Source organism: Pseudomonas sp. IT-P176 (assembly GCF_949767245.1).
In the GTDB taxonomy this organism is placed as follows: domain Bacteria; phylum Pseudomonadota; class Gammaproteobacteria; order Pseudomonadales; family Pseudomonadaceae; genus Aquipseudomonas.
The window spans coordinates 21,114-42,860 of sequence record NZ_CATKPN010000033.1 but is presented as its reverse complement, the minus strand read 5'-3'; the positions used below and the strand labels follow the sequence as shown (position 1 = coordinate 42,860).

Here is a 21,747-nt window from a genome sequence, read left to right as displayed (position 1 = left end):
TGATCCCCATCCACTGTAGGAGCGAGCGCCCGCTTGCGGCTTGCTCGCGATGGACTCAAGGACAACGCGTTAAACCAGAACAAACGCGTCATCGTTGACGTCCATCGCGAGCAAGCTCGCTCCTACAGTGGATGTGGTGTTTGTTAGAGGGCCCGTTCCAGTTCCGGGACTGCCTCGAACAGGTCAGCCACCAGGCCGTAGTCCGCCACCTGGAAGATCGGGGCCTCTTCGTCCTTGTTGATGGCGACGATGATTTTCGAGTCCTTCATGCCGGCCAGGTGCTGGATCGCACCGGAGATACCGACGGCGATGTACAACTGTGGTGCGACGATCTTGCCGGTCTGGCCGACCTGCATGTCGTTGGGTACAAAACCGGCATCGACAGCAGCGCGCGAAGCACCGACACCCGCGCCGAGCTTGTCGGCCAGCGAATACAGGTATTGGAAGTTGTCGCCGTTCTGCATGCCACGCCCGCCAGATACCACTATTTTCGCAGCGGTCAGCTCAGGGCGATCGGACTTGGCCAGTGCTTCGCTGACGAAACTGGAAATACCGCCATCGTGAACAGCGGCCAAGGCTTCAATGGCGGCCGCCCCACCAACAGCCGCTACCGGGTCGAAACCGGTGGCACGCACGGTGATCACCTTGACCGCAGCGTTCGACTGAACGGTGGCAATGGCATTCCCGGCATAAATCGGCCGCTTGAACGTATCCGGGCTTTGAACCGCGATGATCTCGGAGATCTGGTCGACGTCCAGCGCAGCGGCAACGCGTGGCAGAACGTTTTTGCCATTGGACGTGGCCGACGCCAGAACGTGGCTATAGATGGTCTGCTGCGCGATCACCAGGTTGCTGACCAACGGGGCCACGTTTTCCGGCAGTTGGTGAGCGTAGGCGAGGTTGTCGGCCAGCAGCACCTTGGCCACACCAGGGATTTTTGTGGCGGCTTCAGCCACGGCGCCAGCGTCAAGACCTGCGACCAGCAGGTGGATCTCACCACCGATTTTCGTCGCAGCCGCAACGGTATTCAGCGTGGCCGTGGCCAGCGAGCGGTTGTCGTGCTCAACGATTACCAAAATAGCCATCAGATCACCTTCGCTTGGTTTTTCAGTTTGTCGACCAGTTCTGCCACCGACTTGACCATGATCCCCGCGCTGCGCGTAGCCGGGGCTTGGACGTTGAGGATCTTGTTGGTGGAGCCCGTAGCAATGCCCAGCGCGGCCGGAGTCAGCACTTCAAGAGGCTTTTTCTTGGCTTTCATGATGTTCGGCAAGGATGCATAACGCGGTTCGTTCAAACGCAGGTCAGTGGTCACGATGGCCGGCAGTTGCAGGGATACGGTCTGCATGCCGCTGTCGACTTCGCGCGCAACGATCACCTTGTCACCGGCAATCTCGACTTTCGAGGCGAAGGTGCCCTGCGCGAACCCGGTCAGCGCGGCGAGCATCTGGCCGGTCTGGTTGTTGTCACTGTCGATGGCTTGCTTGCCGAGGATCACCAGTTGCGGTTGCTCCTGATCGACCACGGCCTTGAGCAGCTTGGCCACCGGCAACGAGCTCAGCTCTTCATTGCACTCGATCAGGATGGCGCGGTCGGCACCCAGTGCCAGCGCGGTGCGCAGTTGCTCCTGAGCGGTGCTCGGACCGACGCTTACCACCACGACTTCAGTGGCAATGCCCTGCTCTTTCAGGCGTACGGCTTCTTCCACGGCAATTTCGCAGAAGGGGTTGAGGGCCATTTTGACGTTGGCCAGGTCGATGCCGGATTGGTCCGCCTTGACGCGAACCTTGACGTTAAAATCGACCACGCGCTTGACGGCTACGAGGACTTTCATCAGAGCACTCCAGAAAATATGGGAATCAGCTGTTTTTTGTAGGAGCGAGCTTGCTCGCGAAAAACCTGAGCGCGACGGGTTTATCCAGACAGTACGCGTCATCGTTTACGCCCATCGTCGGAACGCCGCGCGGAGCAGGCTCGCTCCCACAGTTTTTTGTGCAATGGCTGCAATACCTGCGAACCCCTCGCCCACTTGCTCCCTGTGTAACCGAATTGTCCTTGAGTCGTTCGCAAGCAGGCCCCCCCCGCAGTGGGTAGCGGCAATCAGTTCGCCGGTGCAGGTTTCTGCAAGCCCATCAGCGCTTTCTTCACTGCCAGGCTCTGGTAGTTGATGTTGCCGGGGTTCAGGCTGACGCCTTCCTGGAACGGGTATTGACTCAGCGTTGCGAGGAACGTCTTGACCTTGTCCTGGACCGGGACCAGTAACCACGCCTGGTCAGCGGCCCAGCGCTTGGCCATCGGCGATTCCTTGCGCGCGGTCTGGAACGGGTCGGCCAACAGATTGGTCAACACCGGCACATTGGTGACCTTGCGTGACGCGCTGGCGAAATCCCCGGTCATTTGCGCAAACGCCAGCCGCCACTCCCGCCAGCGGATCGCATCGAGATCGCCGCCCATGCTGAAATAGAAATACTCCTCGCGCGGACTTTCCTTGACCTCGCCCTTGAAGAACGGCAGGAAGTTATAGCCGTCCAGATGCACGCGGAACTGCTTGCCGTTGAGTTGGGTGCCCTTGGCTAGGTCCGCCACCAGATTCGGTGCGCCCGCCGCGGCAGCCAGTGTCGGCATCCAGTCGTTGTGGGCAATCAGGTTGTTGGCGTGAGTGCCGGGTTTGAGCACCTTGGGCCACTTCACCAGCAACGGAACGCGATGCCCGCCTTCATTGGAAGTACCCTTCTCCCCCGCGAACGGTGACGTGCCGCCATCAGGCCAGGAGAATTTCTCCGCGCCGTTGTCGGTGGTGTAGATCACGATGGTGTTGTCGGCGATGCCCAGGTCATCCAGTTTCTTCAGCAACTGACCAACCTGCCCGTCATGCTCGACCATGCCGTCCGGATACAGGCCGACGCCGGTCTTGCCATCGGACTCAGGCTTGAGGTGGGTCCAGATGTGCATGCGGGTGGCGTTGAACCAGACAAAAAACGGCTTGTCGGCCTTGTGCGCCTTGTCGATGAAGTTGCCGGTGGCCTGCACCAGTTCATCATCGATGGTTTCCATGCGCTTGCGTGTCAGCGGACCGGTGTCTTCGATCTTGCCGTCGGCGTAGGAATGGATCACGCCGCGCGGTCCGTACTGTTTACGGAACGCTGGGTCCTTGGGGTAGTAGTAGGTTTCCGGTTCTTCCTCGGCGTTCATGTGGTACAGGTTGCCGAAGAATTCATCGAAACCATGGTTGGTCGGCAGGTGCTTGTCGCGGTCTCCCAAATGGTTCTTGCCGAACTGGCCGGTGGTATAGCCCTGCTGCTTCATCGCGTCGCCGATGGTCGGTGCCCAATCGGGTATCCCGTGTTCCGAACCGGGCATGCCGATGGTCAGCAGACCGGTGCGAAACGGGTGTTCGCCCAACGCAAAAGCAGCGCGGCCGGCGGTACAGGACTGTTCGCCGTAGGCATGGGTAAACAGCACACCTTCCTTGGCGATGCGGTCGATGCTCGGCGTTTCATAGCCCATCATGCCCTGGTTGTAGGCGCTGATATTGAAGATGCCGATGTCATCGCCAAAGATGACCAGCACGTTCGGTTTGTCGGCGGCAGAACTGCACAGTGATACGGCCAGCAAGGCACTCGCGACGCTCAGGTCGCGCAGCCGCTGGCATAGCAAACCCCATGATGTAGCCATGACATTGTCTCCCTTATTGTTGTGTGATCAGGTTCGACGAACCTAGGCTTCCTGCATGAGCTCGCTGTACGCCTGCAAATGATGATCATCGTCACCAAACTGGCGGGCGATCATCAGCAGGTGCTTGGCGTGGTGCGACAGCACGTATTCCCAGGTCAGGCCGATACCGCCGTGTAGCTGGATGCCCTGATCGGCGACAAAACGCGCCGCACGGCAAACAACATACTTGGCGGCGGCCAATGTGCGACTACGTTCCAGGCTGTCCGGCTCGTCGGCGACACACGCGGCAAGCAGGGTCATTGAGGTCGCCTGATCGAGTTCGATGTGCATGTCGACCATGCGGTGCTGCAAGGCCTGGAATTTGCCGATGACCTGGCCGAATTGCTTGCGGGTTTTCAGGTAATCAAGGGTCAACGCGCACGTCGCTTCCAGGCTGCCGACCGCTTCTGCGCACTGCGCGGCGATGGCTCGGCCCTGCTGATAGCGCAATGCACCAAGCGCCTTGCCGTGTTCGCCGAGCACCGCGGCGCTGCTGACAAACACCTGGTCCAGGAACACGTCGCAGGCCCGGCGGCCGTCCATGGTCGGGTATTCGCGGACGCTCACGCCCGGAGTCGCCGGATCGACCAGGAACAGACTGATGCCCGCCTCGGCACGGTCATCACCGGACACCCGCGCCGAAACCAGTAGCAAACCGGCGCTCTGCCCGCCCATCACCATCGACTTGCGGCCGCTGAGCGACCAGCCATTACTGACCGCTTGGGCGCGGGTCTGCACATCGTGCAATTGGTAGTGGCTCTGCGGCTCCTCGACGGCTACTGCCAGTTGCAGGCCGGCACTGGCCACTTGCGGCAGCAGTTCGCTTTTTTGCGCAGCGCTGCCGAGTTGATCGATCAAGCCACCGGCGAAAATCACCGATTGCAGCCAAGGCTCCAGGCACAAACCACGGCCGAACTCCTGGGCTACCAGCATCACCTCCACGCCGTTGCCACCGAAACCGCCGAAGTCCTCGGCAAACGGCACCGACGTCAGGCCCAGGTCACCGAGCTGTTGCCAGAACTCGCCACTGAAACCCTTGGCGCTGTCACGAAACTGTTCGCGCTGCTCGAAGCCATAGGCATCACGCACCAGTCGGGCAGCAGTGTCTTGCAGCATTTGCTGCTCTTCTGAAAGTTTGAAGTCCATGATCTGCCCCTTAGAGTTCGAGAATCATCTTGGCGATGATGTTCTTCTGGATTTCAGTGGAGCCGCCGTAAACCGAGGCTTTGCGCATATCCAGGTACTGACAGGTCGACGAGTTGCTGAACTCGCTGTGCAGCAGCTCTCCTTCATAGTCGTAGCCCAACTCCTCCTTGAGGAACGGGTTGGCATAGGCCCCGACCGCCTTGCTCAGCAAATAAGTAATCGCCTGGCGGATCTCGGTGCCCTTGATCTTCAGGATCGAGCTTTCCGAACCCGGCACTCCGCCGTCACGGGCAGAGGCAAGGATGTGCAGGTTGCTCATGCCGATGGCCATCAACTGGATTTCCACGTCGGCGATCTGCGCCCGGAACTGCGGGTCTTCAAGCAACGGCTTGCCGTTGCGTTGTTCAGTACGTGCGACCTGCTTGAGACGCGTGAGCATGGCCTTGGCGATGCCGATCCCGGCGATCGTCGTACGTTCGTGGGTCAACAGGTACTTGGCGCAGGTCCAGCCCTCGTTTTCACGGCCGACCAGGTTGCTGACCGGTACGCGCACGTTATCGAGGAACACTTCGTTGACGTAGTGACCGCCGTCGAGGGTGATGATCGGCCGTACGGTGATACCAGGGGTCTTCATGTCGATCAGCAGGAAAGAGATGCCCCGCTGCTGCTGCGCTTCGGCATCGGTACGCACCAGGCAGAATATCCAGTCCGCCATGTGTCCGGTGGAGGTCCAGGTCTTCTGCCCATTGACCACGTACTCGTCGCCTTCACGCACCGCGCGGGTGCGCAGGCTCGCCAGGTCGGAACCGGCACCCGGCTCGGAATAGCCCTGGCACCACCAATCGTCGCAGTTGAGAATGCGCGGCAGGTAATGCGCCTTTTGCTCTTCGGTGCCGAACTTGATGATCACCGGCCCGACCATGTTCACGCCGAACGGCACGATTCGTGGGGCGCCGGCAACCGCGCACTCTTCATCGAAGATGTGCTTTTGCACAGCACTCCAGCCTGTGCCGCAGTGCTCCACCGGCCAGCTTGCCGCCAGCCAGCCTTTTTCGTTCAAGGTGCGCATCCACAGCACCTGGTCGGCTTTGCACACCGACTTGCCCTGATTGATCCTGGCCGCGATGTCTTGCGGCAGGTGGGCCTTGAGAAATGCCCTGACTTCCTCGCGGAACGCCACTTCCTCGGCACTGAAATGAATATCCATCTGCTACCTCAATGATGAGTCGCCGGCCTGAGGCCGGTCTTGTTTGGGAACGGACGACAGGCCACAGTCACTGGTCGAAAAGAATGACCGAGCGTGCCAGCTCACCACGGCGCAGTTCGTCGAAGGCCTCGTTGATCTGTTCCAGCTTGATGCGCTGCGAGATCATTTCGTCGAGCTTGAGCCGGCCCTGCATGTAGAAGTCGGTCAGGCGCGGCAAGTCCACCGGGAAGCGGTTGGAGCCCATGAACGAGCCCTGGATACGCCGCTCGTGCAGCATGGCCATCGGGTCCAGCTCCAGTTTTACCCCGGGCTTGATCATGCCGATGATCGTCGCGGTGCCGCCGCGGGCCAGCATGCCGAAAGCCTGCTCGGCGGTTTGCTTGAGGCCGATGCACTCGAACGCGTGATGCACGCCGCCTCGGGTCAACTCCAGTACCTGGGCGACGGCGCTGCCGTCCTTGGCGTTGACCACATCGGTGGCGCCAAACTGCTTGGCCAGTTCCAGCTTCGAATCCAGCATGTCGATGGCAATGATCCGCCCGGCACCGGCCAGCGCCGCACCGTTGATGGTCGAAAGGCCGATACCGCCGCAGCCGATCACCGCCACCGTTTCCCCCGGACGCACCTTGGCGGTATTGAACACCGCACCAGTGCCGGTGGTAACCGCACAACCGAGCAGCGCCGCGCGGTCGAGTGGCATGTCACGACGAATCGCTACCAGCGCGTTTTCGTGCACCAGCATCTGCTCGGCATAGGCCGACAGGTTGATGAACTGGGTCATCGGTTTCTGGACGTAGGTCAGTCGCGACTCTTCATCCGCGCGACGCTTGGTGTCCGGCGACACGCACAACGACAGGTGCCCGGTGACGCAATGCTCGCAGTGGCCGCAATAGGCCGACAGGCACGTCACCACGTGATCGCCTGGCTTGACCGTGCGCACCTCTGAGCCCACTTGCTCGACAATGCCGGACGCTTCGTGACCCAGCACCACCGGCATCGGGTACGGATAGGCCCCATCGACGAAGTGCAGGTCGGAGTGGCAAACGCCCACCGCAACGGTGCGCACCAGCACTTCCCGTGGACCGGGTTTGCTGATACCGACTTCTTCAATGGTCATTGGCGAGCCAGGGGCGTGCAGAACGGCAGCTTTCATATTGTTATTCTCTTGTTAAGCAAGATGTGGAGGACGAAGGCGCACGCAGCCAGCGCGTGCGCTATGCCGGTGGGTATCTCAGCGCTTGATCATCGAACCGACAAACTGGCGTACCTGCTCGCTGTACGGCGGGCGCATCGCATCCGGTCCGTCGACCGAGCGCAGCACCGATTTGCCGTGGCTGAAGGTGCGGAAACCGTCGATCCCGTGGTAGCAACCCATGCCGCTGTTGCCGACTCCACCGAAAGGCAAGGTCTCGACGCCGCCGTGGCGCAACACGTCATTGAGGGTGACCCCGCCGCAGGTGGTGCGATTGAGCACGAACGACTCTTCCCCGGCATCGTTGCCGAAGTAGTACAAGCCCAGCGGACGCGGGTGCGAGTTGATGTAGCTGACCACTTCGGCGAAAGACTGGTAGGTTTTGAACGGCAGCAGCGGACCGAAGATTTCGTCCTGCATCACCTGCAATTCGTCACCGGGATTGCGCAACAGGCTCGGCGCCATTTTATGGTGTGGCTGAGCGCTGAAATCTTCATCGGCCGGGTTCAGTTCGATCAGCTCGACGCCGGCGTCGCGTGCCTCATTCAGGTAACCGTGCAGGCGCTCGAAGTGACGAGCGTTGATCAGCGAGGTGTAGTCGGGATTTTCCAGCAGAGTCGGGTACAACGTGGCGACCACTTCGCGAGCCGCTGCAACAAACGCTGCTTGTTGCTCCTCGGGGACGAACACATAGTCCGGCGCCAGGCAGATCTGCCCAGCGTTGTGCAACTTGCCGGTGAGGATTTTAGTGACCGCGACTTTAAGGTCGGCGGTGCGCGAAATGATGGTCGGCGACTTGCCGCCCAGTTCCAGGGTCACCGGCACCAGGTTCTCGGCAGCAGCGCGCATGACGTGCTTGCCGATGCTGCTGGCGCCGGTGAACAACAGATGGTCGAACGGTTGCTGGCTGAACGCATGGCCGATGTCCGGGCCACCGGTGATGATCGCGACTTCGTCCTCGGCATAGACCTCGCGGAAGATCCGCGCCAGCAAGGCGGAGGTTTTCGGGTTGTATTCAGACACCTTGATCATCACTCGGTTGCCTGCCGCCAGAGCCCCCGCCAGACCATTGAAGACCATGTTGCCGGGGAAATTCCAGGCGGTGAGAATGCCCACCACGCCCAGTGGCTGATACTGCACCCAGGCCTCGCCACGGTCGGTGGCCCTGTGGTCAGGCTGCATCCATTCGGCAATTTTCGCCTTGGTATACTTCAACGACGCCAATGGCCCCAGGACATCGACCATGCGCGAGAAGTCATGGCTGCGATGACCGAAGTCCGCCGACAGCGCTTCGATGATTTCATGCTGATAGTCGACCAGCAGGCCGATGGCCCGGTCGATCAGTTCGCAGCGCTGTTCAGCCGTCCATGGCTCGCTGGCGAGGAACGCGGCACGTTGCTTGTCCAGGATCACGCGAATATCGGCGGCATTCAGATTTTCGTTGGCACTCATGGTGTTCGGACTTCCATTCAAGGGTTGGCGGTCGGGGAGCTGCCAATCCGGTGTCGGCCCGTTACACTGGCGGGCTCGAACCATGAATCGGGTGTCGCTCATGACAGGCGATACTAGAAAGGGCCGCACCGGCGCGACGACAACCAAAGGTAGGATGCATGGAAGGTTTCGAACGTAGTTCCAACGAACCAGCCCAGGGAGTAAAGCCGCCCATTCGTGCGGGTAAATTCCTGGCGCCGGCCAGCCTGCCGGGTCAATTGGAACGTTCGCCTTTGCTTGCCCAACTGCAACCGCGCGATGGCTTGCGGCTGATCCTGATCAGTGCCTGCCCCGGCTACGGCAAGACCACGCTGTTGCAGCAGTACCGCGAACGGTGCCTGGCCGAAGGCCGACGGGTGTTGTGGTGCAACCTCGATGTCCTGGACAACGATCCGCAGCGCTTGAGTCAGGTGCTGCTCAGCGGCTTGCGCGATATCGACCTGATCGATGCCGGCGATAACCCCGTTGCGCACAGTAGTCCCGCGCAATGGGAGGATTGGTTGTTTGAGCGCATCGCCGCTTGCAATGAGACGTTCACCCTGCTGATGGACGAATTTGAAGTCATCGATCAGTCGCCGGCCCTCGAATTTATCCAGCGCCTGCTCAAGGCGTTGCCGATGGGTGTGACGCTGGCCATCGCTTCGCGCACGACCCCGGATATCAATCTGGGTCGCTTGCGCGCGCGTGGCGAACTGTTGGAAATCAATACCGAGTCGCTGGGCCTGAGCCTCGACGAGACTGCCACCTACATCTTGCAAAAGCGCCAGTTGCCTTTGGACCTGAGCGATATCGAGAGCCTGCACGAGCGCACCGAAGGCTGGGTTACCGGGGTTTACCTGGCCAGCCTGTCGCTGCAAAGACACAGCGACCCGGCCGCGTTCATTGGCTCATTCAACGGTTCCAACCCGGCGCTGGCGGAGTACTTCGCCGAAGACGTGCTGGCCCGGCAGACCGCGCAATGCCAGCAATTCCTGTTGCAGACCAGCGTCTTGTCACGATTGTGTCCGGCCTTGTGCGATGCCGTCACGGGGCGCAGCGATAGCCAGGCCATGATCGAGGCACTGGAGCGGGCCAATCTGTTCGTGATTGCAATGGACGACCAGCGCCAATGGTTTCGCTATCACCCGCTGTTCGCCGACTTCCTCCTGCAAACCCTCAAGCGACACCCGGAGCAGTTCGAGCAGCAGCATCAACAGGCTTCGGGCTGGTATTTCGCCAACGCCCAGCCGGTCGAGGCCCTTGAGCACCTGTTTGCTGCGCACGCCGTCGACGATGCCGCCACGCAACTGGTATTGCACATCGACGAGTTGGTGGAAAACGGCCATGCCAGCCTGCTGATGCGCTGGCTCTCGCGCATTCCGGTGCAGATACGTGATTTGCATCCCCGGCTGGGCATTGCCTATGCGTGGGCACTGCTGCATGCGCGTCGTCACAAGGATGCCTTGCACGTACTGGAAAACCCGGCGTTGGCGGGAGAACACCACTACGTTCATCCGCTGTTGCTGCTGATCGGCGACCGCGTCGATGAAGCCCTGGTAGCCGCTACCGAGTTGCTGTTGCAGCTCGGCCCTCAGGACAAAATGCAGTATCGGGTCACGGCTTTTGTAGAAATCAGCTCGCTGTTCTATACCGGCCGCTTCGACGAAGCGCGGAAAAAACTTGCCAGCGCCGGAGTCCGTGAGGCGCAACAAGAGTCGGCCTACCTGCGCGACGTCACCGATGCGCTGGAAGCGATGCTCGACCTGACTCAAGGGCAACTCGACAGCGCCCTGACCCGCGCGGAGACGGCCATGCGCCGCAGCCGCGAGACATTGGCGGGTACGCCACCGGTAGGTTATCCGGTTTTGCAGACCATTCATTGCGTGGTGCTCTACGAAACGGACGCGGTGGACGAAGCACGGCGACGCCTCACTGAGCTGCTGCCCTATGCCAGGGAGCACGCGGCACCGGACTCGCTGATCAGCACCCATGTGCTGTTGGCTCGCCTCGCCTACCTGCACGCAGATCGCCCGGCCTGGATGCGTTACCTGGCAGATCTCGATCAACTGGGCCAAGTGTCCGGTTCTACCCGCATCCTCTGCTCCGCCTGGCTGGAGCGAGCGCGTGTCGCCACCCTGGAAAAACGGCTGGACACCGCCGATCACGCGATGCGCGCCGCCGAGCAACTGAGCGACTGGGAGCAACCGGGCGTGACATTGAGCGCCAATGACGTCGACACGCCCTTCATCGCTCGCCAGCGCCTGCGTATTGCGCAAGGTGAACAAGGTTGCGTCGAACCACTGCGTCAGGCCATGGATCAGGCGCTGCAACAACATCAGCATCGCCGGGCTTTGAAACTGCGTTTATTGCTGATCCTCGCACTCGATGGTGCGAAGCAGCACAAAGAAGCCCTGGAACACCTGACGGCGGCTTTGCGCTTTGCCAGCCACGTCGGGTTTGTCCGCACCTTCCTCGATGAGGGCGCGCCGCTGAGGGCTGTGCTGGAGCGCTGGTCGGTGACGTTCCACGGCCAGGAGCAAGCGTTGGGCATTCACGCAGGATTCAGCGCCCGGTTGCTGCGTGGTGAGAGCAGCAGCAAGAAGGCCGAACCCAAGCGCGAAGACCAGGCACCGACCAATCTCTCGGCCCGAGAGCTGCAAGTGGTGCGCTTGCTGGCACTGGGTTACCGCAACCGCGAAATAGCGGACAAGATGTTCCTCTCGGAACTGACGGTGAAATCACACTTGCGCAAGATCAACAGCAAACTCGGTGCCGGGGGGCGCACTGAGGCGGTGTCCATTGCAAGGGCTCAGGGTCTACTGGACTGAACGAGCCCCACTGTAGGAGCGGGCTTGCCCGCGATGAGGCCGGTCCATTCAACATCGATAGTGCCTGACCCACCGCCATCGCGGGCAAGCTGCTCCTACAAGCTCCGTGTTGACGACAGTGCGTTTTCAATGAAGGCCAGCATCTGCGTGTGCACCAACTCCAGGTCGACGGCCGAAGGGTTCAGCAGCACCTGCAACATCATGCCGCGCAACGTTCCAAGGAATAGCAGCGCGCCCATCAGCGGGTCCACATCCGCGCGGATTTCGCCGCTGTCGATCCCCTGGCGGATATAGCGCGCCAGATGCTTTTGCACCGAAGAATTGTACTCGGCAAGGATTTCCACCGTTTCCGAATCCTGGGTCACGGCTTCGGCCATCAGCGTCAGCAATGCGCGGGTATTGACCCAGTCGCCGTCAGGACGCGCCAGGTATACGCTGACAAAGCCCTTGAGTGCGTCCATCCCCGGGCGCCATTGCGGTGACCGGGCTTGCACCAGCTCCATGAAGGTTGCATTGACGAAACCCGCCAGGGCACGCAGCAGACCGGCCTTGTTGCCGAAGTGATGCGTCGCCAGGCCACGGCTGTAGCCCGCCTCCTCGCCCACCTCCGATAGCGTCATGCCGACCCAGCCCTTGCGTGCGACGATCTGCCGGGCAGCGATCAGCAGACGTTGTTCGGCCTCGGCGCGCCGCTCCAGCTGAGTGCGCCGCGAAGTCGACTGGGAGGTTTTTTCAACGGGTTCCATCGAGCAATTCCTTAGTGTCCTGTAAAAACCGGCGTGCGACGTTCAGCCATGGCGCGAGTGCCTTCGGCAAAATCGGCGCTGACGATCTGCCACTCCTGCTCGGACGCCTCGCGGTCGATGATCCGGTCAACCGCATCGGCCAGCCCCATGCGCAGGGTTTCCCGACTGGACATGACCGCGCCGGGTGCAGACGCGGCGATCTCCTCGGCCAACTCACGGGCTTTGTGGCGCTCCGTGCCCGGTTCTGCCAGTACATCCGCCAAACCGATACGCACCGCTTCACGGCCATCGATGCGCCGTCCGGTGGCGATCAGTAGCGAGGCCATTTGCGGGCCGACCAAACGCGGCATGGTAACCGAAATCCCGAAGCCCTGATGAATCCCCAGCCGGTTGAAATTGGCTGAAAACCGCGCTTTTTCACTGGTCACCCGAAAGTCCGCGACCAGCGCCAAGCCCAGGCCGCCACCAATCGCGGCACCTTCCACCACACAGATCAGCGGCTTGCGATTGCGAAACAGGCGCACCGCAGATTTATAGACACGGCGCGGAAATTGCGGGTCGTGCTGATCGTCACCAGAGAAGTCGGCACCGGCACAAAACACCTTGCCTTCCGCCTGCAGGATGACCACGCGGCACTGCGGCAAGTCATCGAGGTATTGCAGTGCATCAGCCAGGTCTTTGATCAGTTCGGCATCAAAGAAATTCAGCGGCGGACGACTGAAAACGAGGGTCGCGACATGGCCTTCAAGGCCCAGCGCAAGGCCGCGGCCGGGGGAAAAACAGGTGTGGGTCGACATGGTAGCTCCGGGGCTTTGGCGTTTTTCAAGAGTGGCAGCGGCTTGATCCGTTGCCAAGGTTGCTGGTAGCTTATTTACTTGTTGGGCGTTCAGCAAGTTAGAAAAACAACTCAATCACCCACTCTTCACATGAGCAAATGCCATGCAGGCACTCGATATCCGCCCCTGTCAATTGGACCCCAAGACCCAGGCTTTACGGGCCGAAGTGCGCGAATTCGTCGCCGAGGCATTAAAGGACTACCCGGCCCACGAACGTGCGAAAAACTGGAACGGCGCCGACCCGCAATTCAGCCGCAAGCTGGGCGAGCGCGGCTGGCTGGGCATGACCTGGCCCAAGCGCTACGGCGGACACGAGCGCAGCGCCCTGGAGCGCTACGTCGTGCTCGAAGAACTGCTGGCCGCTGGCGCACCGGTCAATGCGCACTGGATCGCCGAGCGTCAATCCGGCCCGCTGCTGATGAAATTCTCTCCCGATGTACTTGCGCCACGGTTGATGCCTGCCATCGCACGCGGTGAGCTGCTGTTCTGCATTGGCATGAGCGAGCCGAATGTTGGTTCTGACTTGGCCTCAGTGCAGACCCGCGCGGTGCAGACCGAGGGCGGCTGGATCGTCAATGGCAGCAAGGTCTGGACCACCGGCGCCCACCGCTGCCACTACATGGTCACCCTGCTGCGCACCGGGCCGAAGGACGCCAGCAACCGCCACGCCGGTCTGTCGCAACTGTTGATCGACATGCACGCCACTGGCGTCACGGTACGCCCGATCTACAACATGCTCGGCGAGCACGACTTCAATGAAGTGTTCCTCGACGACGTGTTCGTTCCCGACGACTTTGTCATCGGCCAGCCCGGTGATGGCTGGAAGCAAGTCGGCGCGGAACTGGCACTGGAACGCAGCGGCCCGGAACGCTACTTGAGCAGCACCCAGTTGTACCTGGAAATGCTCGACGCGGCTGACCCACAGAACGCTCGTCACAGTGTCAGCCTCGGTCGCGTTGCCGCCCGCTACGCAGTGCTGCGCCAGATGTCCCTGGGTGTCGCCGGCATGCTCGCGCGCGGCGACAACCCGGCAACCCCGGCAGCGCTGGTCAAGGATCAAGGCGCCCTGCTCGAACAATCCCTGCCTGACCTCGCCCACGACCTGTTTGGCGGCACCCGCGAGCCCGGTTCCCCACTCGACCAGGTGATGCGTTACCTGACCCAGACCGCCCCGTCGTTTTCCCTGCGTGGCGGCACCCGCGAAATTCTTCGCGGCATCATTGCCAGAGGATTAGGACTGCGATGAACCAGGCCACCCACTATCAAGCGATGGACGACAGCGCGCCATCCGAGTTGCAATCGATCATCGCCGACAGCGTCGAGCGCCTGTTCGCCGAGCAGATCAGCCCTCAGTTGCTGGCACATTTCGATGCTGGTCATCGCGCGACAGCCTTGTGGCAACAGGTGGTCGAGCAAGGTCTGCCCGGCGCCCTGATGGCCGAGGAAGCCGGCGGCAGTGCGGCCAGTTGGCTGGAAGCCAGCCCGGTGTTGCGCGCCGTTGGGTACTGGAGTGCACCGCTGCCGTTGAGCGAGACCATGCTCGCTTCGCTGTTGCTGGCACGCGCCGGCCTGGAGGTACCGGATGAGCCGATTACGCTGATTCAGGCCGGCCGTCTCGGTGACCTTACGTTGACCGCTGACGGCCAACTACACGGCCGTGCATTCAATGTGCCGTGGGCGCGCAGCAGTCAATGGGCGGTGGTAGCCGACGGCACTGGTCACGTGGCGTTGGTGGATCTGCGCCAGGCCACTGTCAGCCTGGAGGCCGGCAGTAATTTTGCTGGCGAGGAACGCGACAGCCTGCACTTCGTCAATGCTCGTGCTCACGCCATCGGCCACCTGCAGATAGCCGATGTGCAGGAGCCTGTCTGGCTGTTCGGGGCGCTGATCCGTGCCTGCATGCTGGTCGGTGCGCTGGAGTCGAGCCTGGACAAGGCCGTCAACTACGCGAACGAGCGTGCCCAGTTCGGCAAGGCAATCGGTAAATTCCAGGCGGTGCAGCAGCAACTGGCGCAAATGGCCGGCGCCATCGGTGCCGCGCGCATGGCGACGCAAGTCGCATTGCGCAGCGCCTGCGACGCCCAGCAGGCCGAGGCAGGCGCGCGCAGCACGCTGGCGTTCGACGTAGCCGTGGCCAAAATCTGCGCCGGCGAGGCCGCGACCCTGGCCACGTCGGTGGCGCACCAGGTTCACGGGGCGATCGGCTTCACCCACGAACACACCCTGCATTTCACCACCCGCCGCTTGTGGTCGTGGCGCGATGAATTCGGCAGTGATTCCCAGTGGGCCGAAGTGCTTGGGCAGGCGGCAATTGCGGCTGGCGGCAAAGGCTTCTGGGCAGGTTTGACGCAACGCCAATTCTGACACCACAGGCATGAGCCCACAAAAAGGCTCATGCCCCTTCGTAAGGGTCTTTCGAATGTCGCTACCTGCTGTGTTATCCAACCGCCTGCGGCTACCGCTGGTTGCCGCACCGCTGTTCCTGGCTTCCACGCCCAGACTGGTAGAAGCGCAATGCCACGCCGGTATCGTCGGCTCCATGCCGGCACTCAACGCGCGCAGCGCCGAGATGCTCGACGACTGGCTGGCGCAGTTGAGCGAGCGCTTGCGCACTCCCCTCGCGGCGCCGTTTGCGATCAACCAGATTGTCAGTCGCTCCAACCGACGGCAGGAGCAGGACCTGGCGCTGTTGGTCAAGCACAAGGTGCCGGTGGTGATCACCAGTGTCGGGGCTCCGGGGGAAGTGGTCGATGCCGTTCACGGCTACGGCGGCATTGTCTTTCACGACGTGATCAGCGTACGGCATGCCGAAAAAGCCGTTGCAGCCGGGGTCGATGGCATTGTCGCCGTGTGCGCGGGTGCCGGCGGCCACGGCGGCACATTAAATCCACTGGCGTTCGTCAACGAGATCCGCCGTTTCTACACCGGCACCGTATTGCTCTCCGGCGGCCTGACCACCGGCAAGGACCTGGTGGCCGCGCAGATCATGGGCGCTGACCTGGGTTACGTCGGCACGCGCTTTCTCGCCACACAGGAATGTGAAATCGACGAGGCCTACAAACAGATGCTGCTCGCGTCCAACGCCGATCAGATCGTCAACACCGCATTATTCAGTGGCCTGCGGGCCAACTACCTCAAGCAAAGCATCACGCGTGCGGGGCTGGACCCGGACAACCTGCCGCCACCACCGGCGCAGGGCGGTACGGGCGGACACAAAGGCGCGAGGTTATGGAAAGACATCTGGGCTGCGGGCCAAGGCGTCGGGAACATCGATGACATTCCCACCGTGGCGCAATTGATTGCACGTTTCGAAGACGAGTACCACGCCGTGCGGTTGCCCGCACAGCGTGCTGCTGCGGTCTGATCGGGTCGGATTCAGCTCACTTTGCGACCGGCCATTGATACAGCGCCGGTTCTTTGCGCAGGAACCGCGCAGTGGCTTGCTCGACATACGAGGAACTCATTGCCACGGCCTGGGCGCTGGCTTCGCAATCGAGTTACGCCACCATATGCCAGCCAATGAAGTGCCATCCCACGGTAAGGATCGAACGCCTCGTGCAGTACTCCCTGAAACGGGGGGCAAGCCGGATTTTTTCCAATAAAACGGCTCAAGATTGCAGGTTCGGGCCGCTGCTTCTCGCATTGTCCAGTCGCAGGCAATTTCCCCCAACTTGGGGTAGCTACTGCCCTTGCTGACATGTAGTCATTGACGTTGTCCAGCCGTGACCTTTCAGCGTGCGCGCAACATAACGGCAGCGCGAACGCGCTGAACGCCAAACACCGTCATCCGGAGGAATTCTTCATGACTGACTGGCAAGTGTTGGCAGTCAAGGCTGCGCTTGAGCTTGCTGTGGTCGATATCCGGATCGTGCAGGTAGACAAACTCTTCATCGCATCCAGTGATGAGCACCCAGTGAGGCGCCTTCAAGCGGGTGAACCGGTAGCTGCTAATCAGCACCACTGGTTTGAAACCTGCTTCCAAGGCAGCACGGATGTTCAGAGTAGACGAGAGAACCTGGTGAACCCTCGTTTCAGACAATTGCTTGGCAAAGCCCTCCTCCACCAGCCTCATGATGGCTTTCTTTTCCGGACTGCGTACACCGTGCAGAAAAAGCGAACCCTCGTGGCTGACCTCCAGACGCACATCAAAACCACGCTGCCACGCCGCCAATGCCATCCCTTGGGGACTGCAACCACCGTGTCCTGCTGTCATGAAAACGGTGGTCGCCTCCCGCCACAGTTGAATCTCCTCAGAGCGAGTCATAGAGCGGTTCGGGTCGATCGCGGCCATTGCCATGAGCAGGCACGCCGCCCCACAGGTGAACTCGGTGGTCTGCTGGTAATAGGGCACCTGGCGCGCGGGCGCAGGTGCATCACGCAAGATGCGCTTCTCGTAGCGCGCCGCCTCGGCGTGATCTTCGTAATAGTCGTCAACGGTTGCGAAACGATGATACCCATTAGCTTCGTAGAGGCGAATGGCGGCCGCATTGTCAGAACGCACCTCCAATCGCAGCCATGCGCAATTTCGCGCTAGCGCACAGGCCTGAGCTTCATCCAGCAGGCTTTGCCCCAGACTATGCCCTCGCCACGCCCGGCTCACGGCAATCGAATACAACCGCGCAAGCGAAGTGCCACGGTGGAAAAGCAACAGGGCATAACCGGCGAGATTTCCGTCTGATGTCGCAACGAGTAGAGAAGCATTTGCTCGACTGAGCATCCAGCTAAAGTTGCGCTGGTTCAACCGATCAAGCGTAAAGCACTCATGCTCCAACTCGACCAAATCATCGACATCGTCCATCGATGCAAAGCGAAAATCAAAAGACATGGCAACACCGTAATTTTTGAGTAACGAACCGGGACAGACAGGGATGCCCGTGATTTATTGAAGCGGCGTCTTCTTCAACAGGGATCAATTACTCATGTCAGCGGTGCAAGCCAACGTGAACGAAGTATTAGATAAATTCGAGTGTTCTACAATCGCCTTCAACGAGGAACCTCCCAGTATCAAGTCCTCTGGGAGTCGGTTGCTGATACTCGTCGAGCGCAAGGATGATTGGGCCGATTATCTGCCCAGTGAGAGTCTTATGCTCGCTCAGGATTACCTTGAGCACAGCGACGACTTTCCTCACCGCACCCAAGTCATCAACCTTTGCAGGAACTACAAATATCTCGGCCAGGGCTACTACTGCTCGTTGCTTGCCGAGGCGCGCGGTCACAAGGTTTTCCCCTCTGTGCGCACCGTAAGCGAGCTGGCACGCAAAGCGCTTTACGGGGTTGGACTGAACGATCTCGAGCGCACCCTGGAACGAGCGCTGGCGAACCACCCCTACGGCGAAACCGAAGGGTTCACGCTCTCGTTGTACTTCGGCAAGGCGTCGATTGAGTCGCTGCAAGAGATCGGTCGCCAGCTTTTTGAGGCTTTCCCTTGCCCGATTTTGTTGGTGGAGTTCCGCCGTGGTGAGACTTGGCAAATCGCCGGTATCAAGGCCGGGGCACTGCACAAGCTTCGAGACGAACAACAACATGTATTCGCTAATGCCCTGGATACCTTCAATCGCAGGACTTGGCGCCAGCCTGCATCTAAACGGGTTGCCCGATACGACTTGGCCATTCTGCACGACCCTGAGGAAGCTCTGCCGCCCTCCAATCCGGTGGCGCTGGAGCGTTTTATCGACGCGGGCAAACAGCTGGGCATCGACGTCGAACTGATCGAAAAGAAGGACTATGCGCGTCTCGCCGAATTCGATGCACTCTTCATCAGGGAAACCACACGAGTGGACGACCACACCTATCGATTTGCCAAAAAGGCTGAGAGTGAAGGCCTGGTGGTCATCGACGATCCGTCGTCGATTCTTCGCTGCACCAACAAGGTTTACCTGACTGACCTGCTGAAACGGCGGGGGCTGGGCATGCCTGCTACGGAGATTCTCTATAAGGATCGTCCCCAGGAGCTCGAACACGTAGGGCGTCGTCTGGGTTTTCCGTTGGTACTGAAGATCCCCGATGGCTGTTTCTCGCAGGGGGTAATCAAAGTCACCGATGCGCAAGCGTTGGCCACTGCTGCCCAGGAACTGTTCGAGCACTCGGTGCTGCTGCTTGCCCAGGAGTATTGCTACACCGAGTACGACTGGCGAGTGGGCGTGCTCAATGGTGAAGCGCTTTACGCCTGTAGATACTTCATGTCCAAAGGACATTGGCAAATTTACAACCATAAGGCGGTTCCCGGAGAAATCAACGGGATGTGTGAAGCCGTACCCGTGGATCAGGCCCCGGCCGAGGTTGTGCAACTTGCCGTGCAAACAGCTCGGCTCATCGGTGATGGCCTCTACGGCGTTGACCTTAAACAGGCCGGCGAACGGGTATTAGTCATCGAAGTTAATGACAACCCTAATCTGGACGCCGGTATCGAAGATGCGGTGCTAGGAGACGAACTGTATCGCCGTGTTTTGCAGGCGTTCATCCAGAGGCTTGAACTCAAACACCGCGGTCAGGCTGAACGCGATCCAGAGTAACGGCGCCGTACTGACTCTGCTACGCAACCATGGTCAACGACATGGCTTCAGTCACGGACAATTGGATTCACCAATGGTGGTCGCGTTGCGGCGCATGGCCTGAAGAACCCACAAGGACGCGCGCCTAGTTACATCTCAACTTGCGTACCTAGTTCAATCACCCTGTTCAGGGGCAGCTTGAAGTACTTAAGGTTGCTGTTTGCGTTTTTCAGCAAAAACGCAAACAGACTTTCTCGCCAGCGCGCCATACCCATGCGTTTAGTTGGGATAACGGTCTCCCGGCTAAGGAAATAGGTCGTGCGCATTGGACTGAAGTCGAGTTCATTCAAATGACAATGACTCAAGGCGTTGGGGACATCGGGTTCCTCCATGAAACCGAAGTGAAGATTGACCCGGAAAAATCCTTCGCCATACGCTTGCACCTCAGACCGTCTATCGGCAGGTACCCGCGGACGGTCTTCAGACACCACTGTCAGCAGTACTACCTGTTCGTGCAAAACCTGGTTATGCAGCAAATTGTGCAAAAGAGCATGAGGTACGGCATCAGTCCTGGCCGTTAGAAAAACCGCTGTGCCTTGTACACGATGGGGAGGTTGTGAACGGATACTGCTGATGAACAACGGTAGAGGCAGCGCAGTTTCATCCAGTCGCTCAACAATGATCTTCCTGCCTCGCTTCCAGGTCGTCATCAATATGAACAGAGCAATACCGGCGATTACCGGGAAAGCTCCGCCCTGAAAAATCTTCGGTGCATTGGCCGCAAAGTACAGGCTGTCCACCAGCAGAAAACCCAGCAACATCGGAATCGCCAACCAGCGCGGTGTCTTCCAAAGGAGCAGGACGACAGCCGAAGACAGGATAGTTGTGATCAACATGGTGCCTGTCACCGCAACCCCATAAGCAGCAGCCAGGGCACTGGAAGACTCAAAGCCAATGACCAGTAACACGACGCCAACCATCAATGCCCAGTTAACTGTGCCGATGTAAATCTGCCCCTGCTCCTGGCTGGAGGTGTGCTGGATAAACATACGAGGGACATACCCAAGCTGAATCGCCTGGCGCGTCAGTGAGAAAGCGCCGGAGATCACCGCTTGAGAAGCAATGATGGTGGCCAGCGTGGAGAGTGCAACCATCGGCAGCAGCGCCCAGCTCGGCGCGAGCAGATAGAACGGATTGCGTACAGCCTCCGGGGTCTCGAGGATCAAAGCACCCTGGCCAAAATAATTGAGGACTAATCCTGGCAGTACCAGGATGAACCAGGCACGGGAAATAGGCTTGCGACCGAAATGCCCCATGTCGGCATACAGGGCTTCGGCACCGGTCAATGCCAACACCACCGCCCCCAGAATTGCTACGCCTATTCCCGGATGAACTACAAAGAATTGCACTGCCCAAGCGGGGTTGAGCGCTTGCAGCACCTCCGGGCGCTGCAAAATCCCATAGATACCGAGCGCACCCAAGACCACAAACCACAGCACCATTACCGGGCCAAACAGAATGCCGATTCGAGCCGTACCATGTTTCTGAATAAGGAACAGCCCCACCAGCACGACGACTGAAATCGGCACGACCCAGTGCTCGATCCCGTCAAATGCCAGCTGTAGTCCTTCCACTGCAGACAGTACCGAAATAGCCGGGGTAATCATGCTATCGCCATAAAAAAGTGCTGCTCCGAACAAACCGAGCAGTACCAGTACTTTACTCATGTGCGGATAGGGTGCTGCCGCGCGGCGGGCTAACGCCGTCAACGCCATGATGCCGCCCTCCCCTTGGTTGTTCGCCCGAAGAATGAACAACACGTACTTGATCGAGACGACCCAGATCAAAGACCAAAAGATCAGCGACAAAATGCCAAGCACCCCGTCGTGATTTACCTGGACGCCATAGTGGCCGGAAAAAACTTCTTTCAGCGTGTACAACGGGCTGGTGCCAATGTCCCCGTATACCACTCCGACAGCAGCAACAAGCAAGCCCACACCTGAGGATTTGGCTGCTGAGTTTTCGTCCGCATGGGTAATTGCTTCGCTCAAAGGGGCATCTCTTAATGGCGTGATAAGAAAGTAACTGCCCTTCCTTGAGCAAGACGTTTTGCCGGC

Annotated in this window: 16 protein-coding genes; 5 read left to right on the top strand and 11 right to left on the bottom strand. The window is 60.0% G+C overall.

The features are described 5' to 3' along the window. Positions 1-143: 143 nt before the first annotated feature. The 7 genes from ACM6IP_RS05420 to ACM6IP_RS05390 all read right to left on the bottom strand — a co-directional run bounded on the left by ACM6IP_RS05420 (position 144) and on the right by ACM6IP_RS05390 (position 8,711). The gene (locus ACM6IP_RS05420; RefSeq protein WP_414861110.1) at positions 144-1,085 is read right to left on the bottom strand and encodes an electron transfer flavoprotein subunit alpha/FixB family protein; all 942 of its coding nucleotides are present in this window, start codon (positions 1,083-1,085) and stop codon (positions 144-146) included. Next, the gene (locus ACM6IP_RS05415) at positions 1,085-1,834 is read right to left on the bottom strand and encodes an electron transfer flavoprotein subunit beta/FixA family protein (protein ID WP_095170058.1); all 750 of its coding nucleotides are present in this window, start codon (positions 1,832-1,834) and stop codon (positions 1,085-1,087) included. Before ACM6IP_RS05415 ends, ACM6IP_RS05420 begins: the two co-directional genes overlap by 1 nt. 266 nt (positions 1,835-2,100) lie before the next feature. Next, complete coding sequence (locus ACM6IP_RS05410) at positions 2,101-3,675, bottom strand: arylsulfatase (RefSeq protein ID WP_095170057.1); 1,575 nt, start codon at positions 3,673-3,675, stop codon at positions 2,101-2,103. 42 nt (positions 3,676-3,717) lie between these two features. Further along, positions 3,718-4,860 carry an acyl-CoA dehydrogenase family protein gene (locus tag ACM6IP_RS05405; protein WP_414861109.1) on the bottom strand — a complete coding sequence of 381 codons (1,143 nt, stop codon included), beginning with the start codon at positions 4,858-4,860 and terminating at the stop codon, positions 3,718-3,720. Between the two features lie 10 nt (positions 4,861-4,870). Beyond that, positions 4,871-6,067 carry an acyl-CoA dehydrogenase family protein gene (locus tag ACM6IP_RS05400; protein WP_414861108.1) on the bottom strand — a complete coding sequence of 399 codons (1,197 nt, stop codon included), beginning with the start codon at positions 6,065-6,067 and terminating at the stop codon, positions 4,871-4,873. 67 nt (positions 6,068-6,134) lie between these two features. Then, entirely contained in the window at positions 6,135-7,220 is a 1,086-nt protein-coding gene (locus ACM6IP_RS05395) for a Zn-dependent alcohol dehydrogenase (RefSeq protein ID WP_095170054.1), read from the bottom strand. A 78-nt stretch (positions 7,221-7,298) separates the two neighbouring features. Continuing rightward, complete coding sequence (locus tag ACM6IP_RS05390; protein WP_414861107.1) at positions 7,299-8,711, bottom strand: coniferyl aldehyde dehydrogenase; 1,413 nt, start codon at positions 8,709-8,711, stop codon at positions 7,299-7,301. A 158-nt stretch (positions 8,712-8,869) separates the two neighbouring features. Between ACM6IP_RS05390 and ACM6IP_RS05385 the strand changes: the two genes are divergently transcribed. Continuing rightward, a complete protein-coding gene (locus tag ACM6IP_RS05385) occupies positions 8,870-11,557 on the top strand; it encodes a LuxR C-terminal-related transcriptional regulator (RefSeq protein WP_414861106.1) in 2,688 nt (895 codons plus the stop codon). Positions 11,558-11,652: 95 nt separating this feature from the next. Here ACM6IP_RS05385 and ACM6IP_RS05380 read toward each other — a convergent pair whose 3' ends face one another. Together ACM6IP_RS05380 and ACM6IP_RS05375 are read right to left on the bottom strand one after the other, a co-directional pair. Then, positions 11,653-12,303, bottom strand: coding sequence for a TetR/AcrR family transcriptional regulator (locus ACM6IP_RS05380; protein ID WP_095170051.1), 651 nt, complete (start codon positions 12,301-12,303; stop codon positions 11,653-11,655). 11 nt (positions 12,304-12,314) lie between these two features. Continuing rightward, positions 12,315-13,100, bottom strand: coding sequence for an enoyl-CoA hydratase/isomerase family protein (locus tag ACM6IP_RS05375; RefSeq protein ID WP_159996023.1), 786 nt, complete (start codon positions 13,098-13,100; stop codon positions 12,315-12,317). Between the two features lie 142 nt (positions 13,101-13,242). Here ACM6IP_RS05375 and ACM6IP_RS05370 point away from each other — a divergent pair, with 142 nt between their 5' ends. From ACM6IP_RS05370 to ACM6IP_RS05360, 3 genes are read left to right on the top strand one after another with little or no spacing between them, the layout of a single operon-like run. Next, the gene (locus ACM6IP_RS05370; protein WP_095170049.1) at positions 13,243-14,385 is read left to right on the top strand and encodes an acyl-CoA dehydrogenase family protein; all 1,143 of its coding nucleotides are present in this window, start codon (positions 13,243-13,245) and stop codon (positions 14,383-14,385) included. Beyond that, the gene (locus tag ACM6IP_RS05365) at positions 14,382-15,503 is read left to right on the top strand and encodes an acyl-CoA dehydrogenase family protein (RefSeq protein ID WP_414861105.1); all 1,122 of its coding nucleotides are present in this window, start codon (positions 14,382-14,384) and stop codon (positions 15,501-15,503) included. Before ACM6IP_RS05370 ends, ACM6IP_RS05365 begins: the two co-directional genes overlap by 4 nt. 55 nt (positions 15,504-15,558) lie before the next feature. Further along, the gene (locus ACM6IP_RS05360) at positions 15,559-16,503 is read left to right on the top strand and encodes an NAD(P)H-dependent flavin oxidoreductase (protein ID WP_414861104.1); all 945 of its coding nucleotides are present in this window, start codon (positions 15,559-15,561) and stop codon (positions 16,501-16,503) included. Between the two features lie 366 nt (positions 16,504-16,869). Here ACM6IP_RS05360 and ACM6IP_RS05355 read toward each other — a convergent pair whose 3' ends face one another. Further along, on the bottom strand, positions 16,870-17,964 hold the full coding sequence (locus tag ACM6IP_RS05355; RefSeq protein ID WP_414861103.1) for a GNAT family N-acetyltransferase/peptidase C39 family protein: 1,095 nt from the start codon (positions 17,962-17,964) through the stop codon (positions 16,870-16,872). A gap of 94 nt (positions 17,965-18,058) precedes the next feature. Between ACM6IP_RS05355 and ACM6IP_RS05350 the strand changes: the two genes are divergently transcribed. Then, positions 18,059-19,651 carry a RimK family protein gene (locus tag ACM6IP_RS05350; protein WP_414861102.1) on the top strand — a complete coding sequence of 531 codons (1,593 nt, stop codon included), beginning with the start codon at positions 18,059-18,061 and terminating at the stop codon, positions 19,649-19,651. A gap of 128 nt (positions 19,652-19,779) precedes the next feature. Here ACM6IP_RS05350 and ACM6IP_RS05345 read toward each other — a convergent pair whose 3' ends face one another. Further along, positions 19,780-21,681 (bottom strand): potassium transporter Kup, encoded by a 1,902-nt coding sequence (locus ACM6IP_RS05345; protein WP_414861101.1) that lies wholly within the window; start codon positions 21,679-21,681, stop codon positions 19,780-19,782. Positions 21,682-21,747: the final 66 nt, after the last annotated feature.

What these genes read in the sequence shown, in the direction of transcription:
- ACM6IP_RS05420 (WP_414861110.1), bottom strand. Translation starts at nt 1,085, where the DNA reads ATGGCTATTTTGGTAATCGTTGAGCACGACAACCGCTCGCTGGCCACG.
- ACM6IP_RS05415 (WP_095170058.1), bottom strand. Translation starts at nt 1,834, where the DNA reads ATGAAAGTCCTCGTAGCCGTCAAGCGCGTGGTCGATTTTAACGTCAAG.
- ACM6IP_RS05410 (WP_095170057.1), bottom strand. Translation starts at nt 3,675, where the DNA reads ATGGCTACATCATGGGGTTTGCTATGCCAGCGGCTGCGCGACCTGAGC.
- ACM6IP_RS05405 (WP_414861109.1), bottom strand. Translation starts at nt 4,860, where the DNA reads ATGGACTTCAAACTTTCAGAAGAGCAGCAAATGCTGCAAGACACTGCT.
- ACM6IP_RS05400 (WP_414861108.1), bottom strand. Translation starts at nt 6,067, where the DNA reads ATGGATATTCATTTCAGTGCCGAGGAAGTGGCGTTCCGCGAGGAAGTC.
- ACM6IP_RS05395 (WP_095170054.1), bottom strand. Translation starts at nt 7,220, where the DNA reads ATGAAAGCTGCCGTTCTGCACGCCCCTGGCTCGCCAATGACCATTGAA.
- ACM6IP_RS05390 (WP_414861107.1), bottom strand. Translation starts at nt 8,711, where the DNA reads ATGAGTGCCAACGAAAATCTGAATGCCGCCGATATTCGCGTGATCCTG.
- ACM6IP_RS05385 (WP_414861106.1), top strand. Translation starts at nt 8,870, where the DNA reads ATGGAAGGTTTCGAACGTAGTTCCAACGAACCAGCCCAGGGAGTAAAG.
- ACM6IP_RS05380 (WP_095170051.1), bottom strand. Translation starts at nt 12,303, where the DNA reads ATGGAACCCGTTGAAAAAACCTCCCAGTCGACTTCGCGGCGCACTCAG.
- ACM6IP_RS05375 (WP_159996023.1), bottom strand. Translation starts at nt 13,100, where the DNA reads ATGTCGACCCACACCTGTTTTTCCCCCGGCCGCGGCCTTGCGCTGGGC.
- ACM6IP_RS05370 (WP_095170049.1), top strand. Translation starts at nt 13,243, where the DNA reads ATGCAGGCACTCGATATCCGCCCCTGTCAATTGGACCCCAAGACCCAG.
- ACM6IP_RS05365 (WP_414861105.1), top strand. Translation starts at nt 14,382, where the DNA reads ATGAACCAGGCCACCCACTATCAAGCGATGGACGACAGCGCGCCATCC.
- ACM6IP_RS05360 (WP_414861104.1), top strand. Translation starts at nt 15,559, where the DNA reads ATGTCGCTACCTGCTGTGTTATCCAACCGCCTGCGGCTACCGCTGGTT.
- ACM6IP_RS05355 (WP_414861103.1), bottom strand. Translation starts at nt 17,964, where the DNA reads ATGTCTTTTGATTTTCGCTTTGCATCGATGGACGATGTCGATGATTTG.
- ACM6IP_RS05350 (WP_414861102.1), top strand. Translation starts at nt 18,059, where the DNA reads ATGTCAGCGGTGCAAGCCAACGTGAACGAAGTATTAGATAAATTCGAG.